Source organism: Streptomyces sp. S063, from assembly GCF_002832675.1.
Lineage (GTDB): Bacteria > Actinomycetota > Actinomycetes > Streptomycetales > Streptomycetaceae > Streptomyces > Streptomyces sindenensis.
On sequence record NZ_CP021707.1, the window covers coordinates 4,199,489 to 4,214,413 of the forward strand.

The 14,925-nt window shown below is 69.5% G+C and carries 13 protein-coding genes; 1 reads left to right on the plus strand and 12 read right to left on the minus strand.

Translation table 11 applies throughout. The features are described 5' to 3' along the window. Positions 1-156 precede the first annotated feature (156 nt). The 11 genes from CCZ36_RS19405 to CCZ36_RS19455 form a co-directional block, all read right to left on the minus strand. Positions 157-2,019 carry an FAD/NAD(P)-binding protein gene (locus CCZ36_RS19405; RefSeq protein WP_237302703.1) on the minus strand — a complete coding sequence of 621 codons (1,863 nt, stop codon included), beginning with the start codon at positions 2,017-2,019 and terminating at the stop codon, positions 157-159. A gap of 75 nt (positions 2,020-2,094) precedes the next feature. Next, positions 2,095-3,024 (minus strand): ABC transporter permease, encoded by a 930-nt coding sequence (locus tag CCZ36_RS19410; RefSeq protein ID WP_069735481.1) that lies wholly within the window; start codon positions 3,022-3,024, stop codon positions 2,095-2,097. Beyond that, positions 3,011-3,832: an ABC transporter ATP-binding protein gene (locus CCZ36_RS19415; RefSeq protein ID WP_069735480.1), complete on the minus strand. Its 822-nt coding sequence runs from the start codon at positions 3,830-3,832 to the stop codon at positions 3,011-3,013. The genes CCZ36_RS19410 and CCZ36_RS19415 overlap by 14 nt, the downstream gene beginning before the upstream one ends. 53 nt (positions 3,833-3,885) lie before the next feature. Then, positions 3,886-4,998 carry an ABC transporter substrate-binding protein gene (locus tag CCZ36_RS19420; RefSeq protein ID WP_128818226.1) on the minus strand — a complete coding sequence of 371 codons (1,113 nt, stop codon included), beginning with the start codon at positions 4,996-4,998 and terminating at the stop codon, positions 3,886-3,888. Between the two features lie 207 nt (positions 4,999-5,205). Continuing rightward, positions 5,206-6,546, minus strand: a complete 1,341-nt coding sequence (locus tag CCZ36_RS19425; RefSeq protein WP_128818227.1) for a sulfate adenylyltransferase subunit 1 — start codon at positions 6,544-6,546, stop codon at positions 5,206-5,208. Between the two features lies 1 nt (position 6,547). Further along, positions 6,548-7,483 carry a sulfate adenylyltransferase subunit CysD gene (gene cysD, locus CCZ36_RS19430; RefSeq protein WP_069735478.1) on the minus strand — a complete coding sequence of 312 codons (936 nt, stop codon included), beginning with the start codon at positions 7,481-7,483 and terminating at the stop codon, positions 6,548-6,550. Beyond that, the gene (gene cysC / locus CCZ36_RS19435) at positions 7,483-8,046 is read right to left on the minus strand and encodes an adenylyl-sulfate kinase (protein WP_128819624.1); all 564 of its coding nucleotides are present in this window, start codon (positions 8,044-8,046) and stop codon (positions 7,483-7,485) included. The genes cysD and cysC overlap by 1 nt, the downstream gene beginning before the upstream one ends. 120 nt (positions 8,047-8,166) lie before the next feature. Continuing rightward, a complete protein-coding gene (sbnA, locus tag CCZ36_RS19440; RefSeq protein WP_069735615.1) occupies positions 8,167-9,132 on the minus strand; it encodes a 2,3-diaminopropionate biosynthesis protein SbnA in 966 nt (321 codons plus the stop codon). 64 nt (positions 9,133-9,196) lie between these two features. Then, positions 9,197-10,444, minus strand: a complete 1,248-nt coding sequence (locus tag CCZ36_RS19445) for a GNAT family N-acetyltransferase (RefSeq protein ID WP_128818228.1) — start codon at positions 10,442-10,444, stop codon at positions 9,197-9,199. Between the two features lie 2 nt (positions 10,445-10,446). Then, entirely contained in the window at positions 10,447-11,244 is a 798-nt protein-coding gene (locus CCZ36_RS19450; protein ID WP_069740877.1) for a hypothetical protein, read from the minus strand. 21 nt (positions 11,245-11,265) lie between these two features. Next, positions 11,266-12,552: a DUF1015 family protein gene (locus CCZ36_RS19455; RefSeq protein ID WP_069735474.1), complete on the minus strand. Its 1,287-nt coding sequence runs from the start codon at positions 12,550-12,552 to the stop codon at positions 11,266-11,268. A gap of 270 nt (positions 12,553-12,822) precedes the next feature. Here CCZ36_RS19455 and CCZ36_RS19460 point away from each other — a divergent pair, with 270 nt between their 5' ends. Continuing rightward, positions 12,823-13,674 carry a LuxR C-terminal-related transcriptional regulator gene (locus CCZ36_RS19460; protein ID WP_164873528.1) on the plus strand — a complete coding sequence of 284 codons (852 nt, stop codon included), beginning with the start codon at positions 12,823-12,825 and terminating at the stop codon, positions 13,672-13,674. Here the strand turns inward: CCZ36_RS19460 and CCZ36_RS19465 are convergent. Further along, on the minus strand, positions 13,657-14,907 hold the full coding sequence (locus CCZ36_RS19465; protein WP_128818230.1) for an MFS transporter: 1,251 nt from the start codon (positions 14,905-14,907) through the stop codon (positions 13,657-13,659). The genes CCZ36_RS19460 and CCZ36_RS19465 overlap by 18 nt on opposite strands. Between the last annotated feature and the right edge of the window lie 18 nt (positions 14,908-14,925).

Below are 14,925 nucleotides of genomic sequence, written 5' to 3' on the forward strand. Positions count from 1 at the left end.
GAAGGCGGCTCAGAGAAGGCCCAGGACAGACATCGTCTGTCCTGGGCCTTTGTGATGTCGTGGTGGAACCGGCCGGCCGTCCCGCCGGGTGACATACGGGACGGCCGGCCCATCTCGGATCTCGTCCCTGCCCCCGCTGTTCGCGATGGGGGCAGGTCAGGAGTCCGTTCCCCTCGGGAGTGCCGCGCTCAGTGCGAGGTCGGCGTCCATCAGGGCGCGGGAAGGGGCGTGGGGGGACGGGATGTAGTGGTTGTAGTAGCTCGAACCCTCGGTGTACGGGCCCAGGAGGAAGATCCGCTGTTGCACAGTGCCTTCGGAGTCCACCAGTCGGCCCTCCCGGGTGACGTCCAGCCCCGGGAGGCCGGTGCCGCGGTGTGCGAGTGTGCGGGCTCTGCCCGACTTCACCAGGTCGGCGAGGAGGGATCCGGCGGCCTCTTCCACGCCCGGTTCCACCAGGTGGCCGGTGATCACGCGGTCCGCTCGCAGGACGGTCGGGGTGCCGAGGGTCGTGGACTCCAGGGTCCAGGGGCCCCGCTCCCCGTCCCGGCTGAGGGTGGGGCCGGCCCCGGGGGCGAGGCGGACGATTCCGGCCCGGATCAGTGCCAGCAGCTCCACCGAGCGGTCCAGCTGGGGTCCGGTGACCATGCGGTTGACCGTGGAGGCGAACTCTCCGAAGAAGTAGCCCGTCGACTCGTCGTCCAGGCCCGGTGAGTCGATGACCTCGCGCAGCACGTCGCGGTGGTCCCGCAGGACCTCCAGGGCCTCCTTCAACGGGCTGTTGCCGAGTCCCGCCCGTGCTTCGGCGAGGTCTTCGGCGACCTGTTCCGTGAACCAGTCGGCGTAGTCCTCGTAGGTTGCCCAGCGCCGGGGTTCGGAGCGACGCGACAGGAACCCCCGCACCGGCGAGGCTCCGAAGCGCTCTCGGCTGTCCGTCAGCAGCGCCTCCGTGCCTTCCTCGGCCGCGCGCTGTGCGAACTCCCGTCTGGCGGACTCGGCATCGCCGGTCTGCTGGGCCAGGAGGGTGCGATAGTACGTGAGTTCGATCTCCGTCTCCACGAGAGGGAGGATGTCCTCGGTGAAGTTCAGCCGGCCGTACGGCCGTCGATCGCGCAGCTGTTTCACCCGCGTGGAGGTGAGGGCGAGTGGTGCGGCCTTCACCCGGCCGGGGTTGAGACGGGGACGGCTCCGGGCGGGCAGGCCGGTGCGGCAGGTCAGGATGATCTCCGGTTCGCGTCCACTCGGTTCGTACCGGCTCCGACCGTCGTCGATCACATGCCGGCCGCCCCGTCCCAGGGTCAGACTGGCGACGATGTCCATCGCGGTCAGGCTCATGCCCAGCAGCACCACGCGCTCGCCCGCCCGCACCGGGTCGACGGCTGCGGGAAGCGGATAGGGGCGCCTGATGTACGGGGCGTCGGGGGTTTCCTCCGGGGGCAGATACAGGGTGTGGTGCCCGATGGTCACGAACACGGCGTCCGTCGTGAAGCTCGTGCCGTCGGCCAGGGCGACCCTTTCTCCCGCTGGGTCGGGGCGCACGCTCGTTGCCGTCGTGCTGTGCCACTGGAGCCTCAGGGAGGCGGGGGCCGCGGCGAGAATGCGTTGCGCCGCCCAGCTCAGATATTCGCTCAGCAGCCGCCGGGGCAGATAGTCATTGGCCCGGACCGGCCGGCCGGCACCGGTGCTGACCGTGTATCCGTCGTCCGAGAGACGCAGATCGCGCTCGACGCACCACTCGTACAGACTCGGTCCCGGTACCGATGCCGGTCCGGTCACCATGGAGGCGTCGGAGAAGGCCGTCAGCTGGGAACAGACCGTGTTGAGCAGGAGGTAGTCGGGCTGGTCCGGGCGGTGGAAACCGGCTCCGGGCGGCTGCGCGTCAACGATGTGCACGGTGACGTCGAACGGATCGGCCAGGCATCTGCTCACCAGCCTTTCGAGCACCCCGAGGCCGCGCGAGCCCATTCCGATGATGGCGATGCTCGGACAGGTGGAGCCGGCTATGACCTCGAAGGTGAACAAGGGCTCGTTGTTCCTTTGATTCTCGGATGTGGTGCGGGAGAGGACAGGGAGTGCCAGGAGGCGTCGGTGAGCAGCTCAGCTCCTGGCGAGGAGGCCGCGGCTGCGCAGCACGTGACGTTCCAGGGGCGAGAAGAACAGCAGGTCGATACCGATGCCGACGACCAGGATCAGCAGGATCGTGGCGAGCACTCCCGGCATGTCGCTGTAGGTACGGAAGTTCTCCATCAGCTGGCCCAGCCCGGTGCCGAGGTCCGGCGAGCTGGCGATCAGCTCAGCGGCCATCAGGGAGCGCCAGGAGAACGCCCAGCCCTGCTTGAGCCCTGCCAGATAGCCGGGCAGTGCGGCCGGGAGCAGGACGTGACGGACGGTGTGGATGCCGGTCGCGCCCAGGGTGCGGCCCGCCCGCAGGTACAGCGGCGGGATCTGGTCGACGCCCGCCACCAGGCCATTGGCGATCGACGGGACGGCGCCCAACAGGACCACGGCGTAGATCGTCAGGTCGGTGAGGCCGAACCAGATGATCGCCGCCGGGACCCAGGCGACGGAGGGCAGCGACTGGAGGCCGGAGAGGATCGGGCCGATCGCCGCGCGTACGGTCTTCACCCGGGCCACCAGCAGCCCCAGCGGGGTGCCGATCGCGACGGAGACGACGAAGCCGAGGGCGCCGCGGGAGACGCTGGTCCAGATGTGGCCGAGGAGGGTGCCTTCGAGCCACATGGTCCTGATGGACCGCCCGACGTCGAGCGGTCCGGGCAGCACGTAGTCCGGCTTGAGGTCCCAGGCGGCGGCGCACTGCCACAGGGTGAGCACGATCGCCACGGCGACCAGGGGCGGGACCGCCTTGGCGAGGACGATCCGGCCGATCGGTACCCGTTCCACGGTGGGGGATTCGAGGGCGTCCAGTCCGGCCTCGAGCCCGGCGAGGTCGGAGTCCCGGGAGGGGCGCGGGCTCGTCCGGGGGGTCTGCCCGGCCCCGGGTGCGGTGTCGGTGTCAGTGCTGGCCATGTCGGCGGATCTCCCCACGCAGCTGTTCGGTGATCTCTACGGACAGTTCGGCCACCGCCGCATCCTCGATACGGCGTGGCTGCGGGAAGCCGACCTGCCATTCGCGGGCGATCCGCCCGGGGCGCGAGGACAGCAGCACGACCCGCTCCGCCAGCCGCACGGCCTCGCGCACGTTGTGTGTGACGAACAGGACGGACACCGAGGTCTCCGCCCAGATCCGGGTCAGTTCCTCGTGGAGTACGTCCCGGGTGATCGTGTCCAGGGCGGCGAAGGGCTCGTCCATCAACAGGAGCCGACTGTCCTGGGCGAGCGCCCGGGCGAGCGCGACCCTTTGCCGCATGCCGCCGGAGAGTTCGTGCACCCGCTTGCCGTGCGCGCCCTTCAGCCTGACGAGTTCGAGGAGTCGCTCCGCCTCCGAGCGGCGCTCCGTCTTGGCCACACCGCGCAGCTTCAGCGCCAGCTCGACGTTCTTGCCGGCGGTCAGCCACGGGAACAGGGCGTGTTCCTGGAACATCAGCGCCGGACGCCCGCCGGGTACGTCGATGGTCCCGGCGGACGGCTGGTCGAGCCCCGCGACCAGATTGAGCAGCGTCGACTTGCCGCAGCCGGACGCTCCCAGGAGGGTCACGAACTCGCCCGCCCCGACGGTGATGCTGATGTCGTCCAGGACGAGCTGCCTGCCCGGTCCCGGTCGGCCGAATGACTTCGAGACGTGGTCGATGCGTACGGCGTGCGACGTCGGGCGTGCCGCCTTCCCGTCCGCGACCGACGCGTCGGCGGTGTTCTGCTCGACGAGTGTGGTGGCCAAGGGTCTCACTTCCAAGGGGCGTGACAGATGGTCGTAACGGGCATGGCGGGGCGCTACTTGACGCCAAGTCCGGCGTCGGGGACGGCCGGTCCGCCCGCCGCCTTCAGGACCCTGTTCAGCGGGCGCAGGTCGTAGATGCCGTCCAGAAGCGGGTCCTTGAGCAGGCCCGTGCCGACCGCGTGCTCGGCCGAGTCGCGCAGGCTCGCGGCCAGCGGGTCGTCGGTGACCTCGACGTTCTTGAACGCCGCGTCCAGCACCTCCGCGGGCAGCTCCTTGCCGGCGTCCCTCTTCAGCCTGGCGTTGACGCTGGCCTTCGCCTTCTCCGGGTTGGCCTTGATCCACGCGTTGGTCTTCACCGAGGCGCGCAGCAGCGCCTCGGCGACGTCCGGATGTTCGGTGAGGAAGTTCTGTGAGGCGATGACGTTGGTGATGACGAACTTGCCGTCCTTCCACAGCGTCCGCTCGTCGAGCAGGACCTTCCCGCCTTCCGTGAGCAGCCGGGACGCGGTGGGCTCGGGCACCCAGGCACCGTCGATGGCACCGGACTTGAAGGAGTTCGGGATCTCCTTGTTGTCCTGGCGCAGCACGGTCACCTCACCCTTTCCGGTGGTGGGGTCGACCGTGAGCTTCTTCTCCGCCAGGTAGTGCAGGAGCGCGACGTCCTGGGTGTTGCCGAGCTGCGGGGTGGCCAGGCGCTTGCCCCTGAGCTCGTGGAGCGACGCGATCCGGTCGGGGTTGACGACGAGCGAGACGCCGCCGGAGGCGGAGCCGGAGATGATCCGCAGGTTCCGGCCCTTGGACCTGGTGTAGCCGTTGATGGCGGGGGAGGGCCCGATCCAGCCCACGTCGACCGCCTCGGCGTTCAGCGCCTCGATCTCGGAGGGGCCCGCGTTGAAGACCTGCGGCTTGATCCTGGTTCCGCCCAACTCTTTCTGGAAAAAGCCTTCCTGAAGTCCCACCAGGGCCGTGGCGTGGGTGATGTTGGCGAAGTAGCCGACCTTCACCTCATCGAGGCCGCCGACCTTCTCGCCCTTGGCGACGGGAACGCTCTTGTCCTCGCCCTTGGCCTGTGAGCCGTAGCCGCAGGCGCCGAGCGCACTGATCAGCAGGGGGAGCGTGAGAGTCGCGGCGAGGGAACGGCGCAGGGTGGTCCGGGGGGCAGGCATGGCAGACGGTCCTCAGGTCTTCGTCGGCGTGCGCGCGAGGCGTGCGGGCGGAACGGCGCGCGGGAGGCGTACGGGCGGAACAGTGCGCGGTAGACGTACGTCATCGCGCATATCGCCCCATACCGCCCTGGCCGCTGCCGAGCGTCCCGCTGCCGATCCGGCCGCCCTCCTTCGCGAAGGACGTGTACACATCGATGTCCGTCATGATCAGAAGTTCCAGCCCTCGTCGGCCGCCACGACGGTTTCGGCGGCGGCCCCGGCGAACGCGGCGCCCGCCATGCCGGCGCTCAGCGTCGTCCCGTCCGCCGGGTCGATCAGCAGGAACGAGCCGGTGCGCCGGGAGTCCTCGTACGGGTCGAGCGCGAGCGGCTCGGCGGTGCGTACGACGACCCGCCCGATGTCGTTGGCGACGAGCTGCCCGGGGGCCGGGTGCTGGGAGAGGTCGTCCAGGGTGAGCCGGGACGGGATGTCCTTGACGATCGCCTTGACGGTGCGGGTGGTGTGCTTGAGCAGCACCCGTTGGCCCACCGAGAGCGGCTGGTCGGCCACGTGGCAGACGGTCGCCTCGACGTCCTGGGTGACCGGCGGGGCGTCGTCGGCGGGGGCGATCAGGTCACCGCGCGAGATGTCGATGTCGTCCGCCAGCCGGAGCGTCACGGACTGCGGGGCCCACGCGGTGTCGACGGCCTCGCCGAGCGCGTCGATGCCCTCGATGGTGCTGGTACGTCCCGAGGGCAGCACCGTCACCTGCTCGCCGACCCGGAACACGCCGTCCGCGATCTGACCGGCGTACCCGCGGTAGTCGGGGTGCTCGGCGGACTGTGGACGGATCACGTACTGCACCGGGAGCCGGGCATGGCCGGCGGTCAGGTCCTGGGCGACCGGCACCGTCTCCAGGTGCTCCAGGACGGTCGGCCCGCCGTACCAGTCCATGTGCGCGGACGGCTCCACCACGTTGTCCCCGGCCAGCGCCGAGATCGGGACCGCCGTGATGTCCGGCAGGCCCAACTCCCGCGCATAGGCGGTGAACTCCTCGGCTATCGCGGCGAACACGGGCTCCGCGTAGTCGACCAGGTCCATTTTGTTGACCGCCAGCACCACGTGCGGGACGCGCAACAGGGCCGCCACGGCCGCGTGCCGACGGGTCTGCTCCACGACTCCGTTGCGGGCGTCGACCAGCACCACCGCCAGCTCGGCCGTGGACGCCCCGGTCACCATGTTCCGGGTGTACTGCACGTGCCCGGGGGTGTCGGCCAGGATGAACCGGCGCCGGGCGGTGGCGAAGTAGCGGTACGCCACGTCGATCGTGATGCCCTGCTCCCGCTCGGCCCGCAGGCCGTCTGTCAGCAGTGCCAGGTCCGGGGTGTCCTGACCGCGGCTGAGCGAGGTGCGTTCCACGGCCTCGAGCTGGTCGGTGAGGACCGACTTGGAGTCGTGCAGAAGGCGTCCCACGAGAGTGGACTTGCCGTCGTCGACGGACCCGGCGGTGGCGAAGCGCAGCAGGGTGGTGGCGCTCACCTGCGCACCCGATTCGAGGTGTGTGGTCATCTTAGAAGTACCCCTCGCGCTTGCGGTCTTCCATCGCGGCCTCGGACATCTTGTCGTCGGCCCGCGTCGCTCCCCGCTCGGTCAGCCGGGAAGCGGCGATCTCGGCGATGACCTGGTCGAGCGTCACCGCGTCCGAGTCGACGGCACCGGTGCAGGACATGTCGCCGACGGTGCGGTAGCGCACCATCCGGGTCTCGACCGTCTCGGATGCCTTGGGCCCGCCCCACTCGCCGGCGGTCAGCCACATCCCCGAGCGCCGGAACACCTCGCGCTCGTGGGCGAAGTAGATCTCGGGGAGTTCGATCCGCTCGCGGGCTATGTACTGCCAGACGTCCAGCTCGGTCCAATTGGACAGCGGGAACACCCGCACATGCTCGCCCGGCGCGTGCAGGCCGTTGTAGAGCTGCCACAGCTCGGGCCGCTGCCGGCGCGGGTCCCACTGGGAGAACTCGTCCCGCAGGCTGAACACCCGCTCCTTGGCCCGTGCCTTCTCCTCGTCCCGCCGCCCGCCGCCGAAGACCGCGTCGAACCGCTCCGCCCGGATCCTCTCCGTCAGCGGCAGCGTCTGGAGCGGATTGCGCGTACCGTCGGGCCGCTCGCGCAGCACACCCCGGTCGATGTAGTCCTGCACGGAGGCGACGTGCAGCCGCAGCCCGTGCTTCTCGACCGTACGGTCGCGGTACTCCAGGACCTCGGGGAAGTTGTGCCCGGTGTCCACGTGCAGCAGCGTGAACGGCACCGGCGCCGGCGCGAACGCCTTCTGCGCCAGGTGCAGCATCACGATGGAGTCCTTGCCGCCGGAGAACAGGATCACCGGCCGCTCGAACTCGCCCGCCACCTCCCGGAAGATGTGCACCGCCTCGGACTCCAGGACGTCCAGGTGCGAGAGCGTGTACGGGCTCGCCCGTTTCTCGTCCGTGGCCACGGTCCCGCCCATCAGGCCAGTCCCCTCTCCGCGAGCAGGCCGGCCAGCTCGCGCACGGAGTCGCCGACGGAGTGCCGTTGGGTATCGATGCGCAGGTCGGGAGCGATCGGCGCTTCGTAGGGGTCGTCGATACCGGTCAGCCCCGACAGCTCGCCGGAAGCCTGCCTGGCGTACAGGCCCTTGACGTCGCGTACGGAGCACACCTCGACCGGGGTGGCGACGTGAACCTCCAGATAGGGGGTACCGGATGCCTCGTGGCGAGCCCGGACGGCCGCGCGACTGTCGGCGTAGGGAGCGATCACCGGTACGAAGACGAGTACACCGTTGCGTGCGAGGAGGTCCGCCACGTATCCGACCCGGCGCACATTGAGATCGCGGTCCTCCCGGGAGAAGCCGAGCCCGGCGGAGAGGAACGTGCGGATCTCGTCGCCGTCCAGCACCTCGACGGGCCGGCCCGTACCTCGGCACAGCCCGGCTGCCGCGGAGGCGATGGTGGTCTTGCCCGCACTCGGCAGTCCGGTGAGCCACACTGTTGCGCCCTGACGGGACGGGTGGTCAGGGGTGGCCGACGCCATGGGCTCGGCCGCTGGTGACCGGGTGGGGACGTTCACTGCATCTCTCCGTTATGGATCGGTTCGCCCGTGCGTAGCGGCGGGCGGGAAGGAAGTACGGGAAGTCGGCCGGTGGCTCGGACGTCACCGAGGAGGAGGTGTCGGGCCTATCGCCGAGTGTCCGAAGGACTCGGACACCCACACGTCGTTGTAGAGGGTGTCGACGTAGCGGTCGGCGAGATCGGGTGCGATGGCCACTGCTTTCGCATCCGTGCCGGCCGGAAGCCGGTTGAGCGCGGCGCTGACGACCGTCCCTGTCGATCCACCGAAGAGGAAACCCTTTCGGGCCAGTTCCCGGCACATGCGGACGGTGTCCGCTTCGGGAACCAGAATGACCTCGTCGACATAGCTCGCGTCGAGGATTTCAGGACGCCGACTGGTGCCGAGTCCGGGAATGTAGCGAGGACTCGGGGCCGCGCCGAACGTGACGGACCCGACGCTGTCGACGGCGACGATACGGACATCGGGGCGGCGTTCCTTGAAGTACCGGGCACAGCCCATCAGGGTTCCCGTCGTTCCGGCCCCGATGAACAGGTAATCGAGCTTGTCATGGTGTTTGTCGATGGCGGGAGCTGTCGTCTGGTAGTGCGCCTCCCAGTTGTTCTCACTGGCGTATTGGTTGAGCCACACGTAGTCGGGATTGCTCTCGCACGATTCCTTGACGTAGCGAATTCGGGATCCGAGGAACCCGCCCGCCGAATCGGGCTCCGTGATGATGACCAGGTGGGCGCCCGCAGCCTCGATCAGCCGGCGGCTTGCCGGGTTCGATCGCGGGTCGGTGACGCAGACGAACTGGTAGCCGCGCGCGGCGGCCACGATGGCGAGCGCTACGCCGAGGTTGCCGGAAGACGATTCGACAATGACCGATCCCGGCCTGAGCCGACCGTCCTGCTCGGCTGCTTCCACCATGGCGGTCGCGGCCTTGAGCTTGACCGATCCGGCGAAGTTGAACCCTTCGCACTTGAGGACGAGGGGCTTCGAGAAGGACGGCTCCAGGTCCACGTAGAGGTCATCAAGTATCAAGTCGACCGGCGACTGGACTATGCGCATGCTGAACTCGACCACCTGTGGCTTTGAAGGCTGATCGCATACGTGTTGCACGTGCGTATGCGGATCATCCGGCGAACTTCTGCAGATAGGGGAGATTGCGCTCCTGAAGGAGTTCCAGAAGCCTTCCGATTCTGTCCAGGGCTTCCGCGTCAGGCGTCCAGAACCACATGACACGCGGTTCGACGACGGCTCCTCGTCGTGCCTTTGCTTCGAAACCCTCAAGCCCGAGGCGTACCGCGCCGATGCCGTTCTCGATCGCCGTGCGGACAGGCCGGTAGAAACAGGCCCACGGGTACGCGGTGCTGCGGTCCTCGACCGCGTAGTCGCAGCCGTACGCCATGAACATGCTGCTGCGGGGCCCCATCAGGTGGAGGGCGCAGGCAATGATCCGGCCGTCGTCCTCGACCGCGGGCACCCGGACCTCGTCCGGCATGGTGCTGCCGAGCAGGGTGCGGGCCCGGGCGATCGTGAGCGGGTCGGGACGGCCGCCGTGCTTGGCCAGGGTCTGTGCTTCGAGGTCGGATATACGGTCGACCTCGTCGATCAGATTGACCTCGCGCAGCAGCAGGCCGGACTCCTCGATCCGCTTCTCCTCGCTGCGGTACTGGCGGCGGCGGCGGCTGGGAAGCCGCCCGAGGTACTCCTCGTAGCTCCCACAGCCGTCCGTGACGAACGACGAGGCCCCGGTCACCACACCCCGGCGGAATCCGTGCGCGGTCAGCGCCTCGGTCAGGATGTGATCGCCGGGAGGCACGAAGGGGAAGGCCACGGCTCCGGCACCCTGGGCGAGCGCTGCCTGCTGTGCCCCGCCGACGAGTTCGCGCGCGGTCCGCTCGCGTTCCGCCTCCTCCGTGTCCGGAGCGTGGAAGAGCTCACTGCGGTCGAACCCCCTGACGACGAAACAGGATCCGATGTCTCGGGCCAGGGCCTGCCAGTTGGGCTCGTCGTCGCCGGCTCCTTGCCCAGCCGCCCCACGGGCGAGATCACGTTGCCGGCGACGCAGCGCAACGGCCTCCGCGCCGCCGTCGGTGCCGTCCGCGTCGAGGCGCAGCATGGCTTCCGAACCGAGCAGCTTGAACGGATTGCTGGCCAGCCCGGTGGCCGGGGTGGTCAGAGCACCGTGCAGCGCGCCGCGCAGCGCCTCCGACGACCGCACCGTAACCAGGAGGTTCCGGCCCGGTTCCAGATGCTCCCGGAACCGCAGATAGCGGCGGTCCGCGTCGATGTCGGCCGCGCCGGTCAGCTCGGACCACTGGGCCTCGCCGATGTCGTCGACGCTGTGCAGCGTCTCCACTCGCCTGGTCGTGGGCATCCTCAGCCCTTCGGGAGGATCAGCTTGGGGTCCTGTCGAAGGTCCCGGTAGTACTCCAGCGCCCATTCGACGTGTCCGCGCAGCCCGCCCTCGACGGGGAACTCGTCGACCTCCGGCGCGGATTCGACCGGCGGTTCGATGCCCCGGCTGCTGAGTACCCGGGTGAAGAAGTGGTCGACTCCCGAGGTGCGGTGGTTGCTCAGGGCAAGGTCGGGCCTGGGCTCCCAACTGAGCTGAGACGTGTCGAAGTCGAGCCCCAGGCGGCTGCTGACCTGCGTCATGACGGACTGCGGCCGGGACCGGAAGTCGTAGGCGTCGACCAGGACGTAGTCGATGCCGTGCGTCCTGCAGTGCGCGATCTGGCGCTCCAGGGCAAGCCAGCCGGTCTCCTCCAGGGGGAACTCCAGCGGCTCTCCGGACCTGCGCTTGACCTCGCGCCGGGAACTGATACTCAACCGCGGGTCACGGATCAGGAAGATGGGCACCGCCGTGCCGACATCGAGGAGTTCACCGATGCGGTCACCGGCCTGGAACGCGATTTCCTTGATCAGGAGCGCGTTGCCGGCCTTGGGGCCGGTGACGGCCGACAGGTCCACGGCGTTCTCGACCGACTCCCAGGCGTGCGAGGCGTCATGGCCGTCGAAGTGCGCAGCCTCGAAGGGCTCGTGCGCGTAGTAGCCGATCCTGGGGTTGTTCCACAGGACGCGGGCGAAGGCGGTCGACGCGGTGCGCGGGGGCGCGATGACCACATAGACATCGTCGTGCTTGGACGCCAGGTGCGCTGTCCGGGGGGAGGCCATCTCTCTCCTTGCGTGGTGGGGTCAGCTCGACGATCGGTGCGGGTCCATCCGCATCACGAGTCCGAGCGGTGGCTTGAGGGGGAAGTTCGTGGACTTCTTGGGCAGTCGACGGCCATCGGTCGCCGCTGCCCAGATGGCCGACTCGTCGAGGGGGTTGAGCAGTACGGCGAAGCCGCCCGACGCGGCCGCTGTCGCGATGGCGTTCGGGACCGAGTCGACGCATGCGGCGTTGGCGGCGGCGGCCTCACCGACCGCGTCGGGGAGCAGGCCACCGACGATCAGCTCCACGTCGGTGGGCCGGCCCGGGTACGCGGTGGCCGGCCGGGCCCGTGCGAGTCCCACCAGGTGGTGCCGGTCCCCGTCGCTGAGGAGCGCCACGGGCCCGCTCCGCCGTGCGGCCAGCAGGCCGAGAGCGTCGGACAGTGTGCCCTCGCACGGTTCGAGCGGATAGTCGGGGAGCAGCCGGTCCACGGCCGCTCCCAGCGGGACTCCGTGCACCACCCGGTGGAAGGCGGCCGGTGAGAGGGGATACCTCCGGGAGTCGACCAGGAGGGCCAGACCGTGCTCCCAGAAGCCGGGTGTTTCACCGGCCGCCCGCTGGAGGTCGCGCAGTGCCAGCTGCGCGGAGAACCGGTGGTGGCCGTCGGCGATGACGGCGCGGCTGCGTGCGAGTTCGTGGCGTACGGTCTCCAGCCCGTCCGGCGCGGTCAGCTCCCAGACGCGATGCAGGGCGCCGCACTCGGTGGCCGCCTCCAGGAGCGGTGGTTGTTCGGTCGTGAGGTCCACCACGTCGGAAGCGGCACCCTCTCCGTGGTACCGGAGGGTCAGCGGTTCCAGGTCGGCCCGGAGTCCACGGAGCATGTTCCGGCAGCGGTCGACGACATGGGGCAGGACGTCTTCGTGCGGGTACACCGCACTCGTGGTGGGAGGCCCGACGCGGAGCGCTCCGATCAGTCCCCGCTGGAGCTTCCCGTCGGCGCTCTTCTCCTCGTGCACATAGAGTGCGGGGCGATCGCCGGTGAGCAGGAAGCCGGAGGACAGCCAACTGCGCATCAGCCGGCCGCTGTCCACGTAGTCGGAGCCGCCGGACGGCAGGGCCAGTCCGAGCACCTGATGGAGACCGTGTCCGGCCACCGCGCCCGAGGGCGCGTCGGCAGCCCTGGCCACCTGCGTGGATGTAGCGATGAACCGGGCTGCCCCGCCGGGGTCCGCCGGGTTGCGGAAGACGCCTTGGAAGGGTTCGAGCCGCAGTCCGGAGTGGTTGCCGGAGGCTGCTTCTCGACGTGCGTGTGCGGTGTCGTAGAGCATCGAGGCAATTCGAGACGAGGGGCGGGGGAAGCCTCCGGGCGAGCGAAGCAAGAGTTCGCCGACATCGGGAGGGGAGACGGAAGTCATGCGGCTCTCGCCGCGTCCTGCCGCAATATTGCCTGCCGATGGAGGACCGAGGTACCCCTGTGAGTGATCATGTTTATGCACTGCCTGATTAGGAGGGCAGTGCAGGCGAACGGGGGATTCGTGAGTGGTGAAAGGTCTGGCCTTCCCGATGGCACGGTCCGGGGGGACGACCCCCTGGACCGTGTGAAACGCGAGGTCCGTGAGATGGCCGAGCGGTTGCGGACGCTCGATGAGGTCCTGGAACAGGCCTCATCGGCCCGTGAGTCCGTGGAGGACCGTCGGCGCCCGGACACGTGGTTGAGCGTGATCAGCGGGTTGGGCCGGATCAATGCGACGCTGGATCTCGCCACGCGCCAGTGCGAGCGGGAGGTGCTGACCGCGCAGCCCGGGGGGCCGCGTGATCGCGAGGTCCTCGAACAGGCGCTGCCCCGGGACAAGGCGCTGCTGGAGCGCGGGGTCAGGATGCGGACTCTCTATCAGCACACGGCGCGCTTCAACGCCCCCACCCAGGCCTACGTGCGGGACGTGTCGACGCTCGGCGGGCAGGTCCGCACACTGGACCAGTTCTTCGCCCGGCTCATCGTCTTCGACCAGCGGGTTGCCTTCATACCTGACCCGGAGGACAGGAGCACCGCCGTGGTCGTACGCCACCAGGCGGTCGTCTCCTTCCTCACCGGGGCGTTCGAACGCGCCTGGCAGCTGGCTGAGCCGTTCAGTTCGGCGTACGAGAGCCGCACCGACGGAAAGATCGTCCCCGAGATGCAGCTGGCGATCGCACGGTTGCTGCTGCACGAGGACAAGGACGCGACCATCGCGCGGAGTCTGGGCATCAGTGAGCGCAGCTGCCGGGGGCACATCGCCAAGATGATGAAGGAGCTCGGGGCCAGGAACCGAACGCATCTCGGCTATCTGCTGGCCTCGTCGGGCGTGCTGGGGGCGTCCGCCTCTGATCGGCAGGACGCCCCCGGGGCCGCTGTCCCGCACCGCGGAACGACCGCGGCTACGGGCGGGCGCCGGTCACCGCGTCACCGATGACGCGTGCTCGGGCTGCCGGACCCGCCTGCGTGGTGCGCCGGCGAGGACGAGGAGCGAGAGCGCGGCGGCCCCGCCCATCATGAGGAGCCAGTAGCCGTCGCCGAGCCGGTCGGCGCCCGCGAGTGCGGATGCCGCGGCGTTCGCCCCCGTACCTCCGACGGCGATACACATCCCGACCAGGCCGAAGGCCGCGCCGCGGTGTTCCGCGTCCACCGCCCCGGCGACCTCGCCGTCCAGTCGGGGGTCCACGATCACTTCGCCGAGCGAGAACAGGACGACCCCGGCCACCAGTGCGCCCATGGAGCCGAACCCGAGGAGTCCGAAGCCCGCCGCCATGGCGATGAGTCCGCCGGATATGACGAGCGCCGAGTTGGCGATGTTGCCCATCGGCCCGGTGACCAGGAACTGGAGGGCCACGACAGAGACCGCGTTCACGGTGAACAACACTCCGACGAAGCCCGCACTCTGATGCTCCGCCACCGTGACCGGCAGCGCGTACTCGACCTGTACGTAGCAGAACCCGAAGGCCATGGCGGTCAGTACGACCCACCGCATGCGCGGATTGTGCCGCAGGAGTGCCGGGATCTCCCGGAGCGAGGACCGTCGTCCGTCCGCCCCGCGGGTCTTCGCGTCCATCCCGCTTGCCGGGCGGGGGGAGGCCAGGCGCCCTCGGACCCGCCAGAAGGCCAGTGCGAGGGCGAAGAAGACGAGCGATGTGGCGGCGAGGCCGATGGAGGGGTTCCCGAGCAGGAGCACGCCGCCGACCAGCGGGCCGATCGCCAGGCCGGCGTTGTTCGTCGCACTGCGCAGCGCGAAGACCGAGGCGGTCTTCGACGGATCACCGACGAGGCCGGCAAGCGCGGCTTTCCCGGCCGGGATGTAGAGGGCGCTGCCGAGGCCGAGCAGCCCGCAGGCCGCGATCACCGCGATGCTGGAGGAGAGCCCGGCGAGGAGGACGTAGGACGCCCCGCGCAGGACCAGGCCGAGACACATCGTGTTCATCGGGCCCAGCCGGTCGGACACCGCCCCGCCCACCACCATCAGGCCGAACTGCGCCCACAGCCGCACGGTGAACGCCATGCCGACCGCCCACGGGGACATCCCGTGCTCGTGCACCAGATAGATGGCCAGGTACGGAAGCACGATGCTGCTGCCCACGGTGATGCAGAAGTTCCCGAGGAGCAGCAGCATGCAGCCAGGGGTTCGGCGGACGAGGGCCAGCGTCTCACGCACAGGGTCTCCGGTGGGGTC

Bases quoted from the DNA above. Each gene is read 5' to 3' on its own strand.
- CCZ36_RS19410 (WP_069735481.1), bottom strand. From the start codon at position 3,024: ATGGCCAGCACTGACACCGACACCGCACCCGGGGCCGGGCAGACCCCC.
- CCZ36_RS19420 (WP_128818226.1), bottom strand. From the start codon at position 4,998: ATGCCTGCCCCCCGGACCACCCTGCGCCGTTCCCTCGCCGCGACTCTC.
- CCZ36_RS19425 (WP_128818227.1), bottom strand. From the start codon at position 6,546: ATGACCACACACCTCGAATCGGGTGCGCAGGTGAGCGCCACCACCCTG.
- cysD (WP_069735478.1), bottom strand. From the start codon at position 7,483: ATGGGCGGGACCGTGGCCACGGACGAGAAACGGGCGAGCCCGTACACG.
- cysC (WP_128819624.1), bottom strand. From the start codon at position 8,046: ATGGCGTCGGCCACCCCTGACCACCCGTCCCGTCAGGGCGCAACAGTG.
- sbnA (WP_069735615.1), bottom strand. From the start codon at position 9,132: ATGCGCATAGTCCAGTCGCCGGTCGACTTGATACTTGATGACCTCTAC.
- CCZ36_RS19445 (WP_128818228.1), bottom strand. From the start codon at position 10,444: ATGCCCACGACCAGGCGAGTGGAGACGCTGCACAGCGTCGACGACATC.
- CCZ36_RS19450 (WP_069740877.1), bottom strand. From the start codon at position 11,244: ATGGCCTCCCCCCGGACAGCGCACCTGGCGTCCAAGCACGACGATGTC.
- CCZ36_RS19455 (WP_069735474.1), bottom strand. From the start codon at position 12,552: ATGCTCTACGACACCGCACACGCACGTCGAGAAGCAGCCTCCGGCAAC.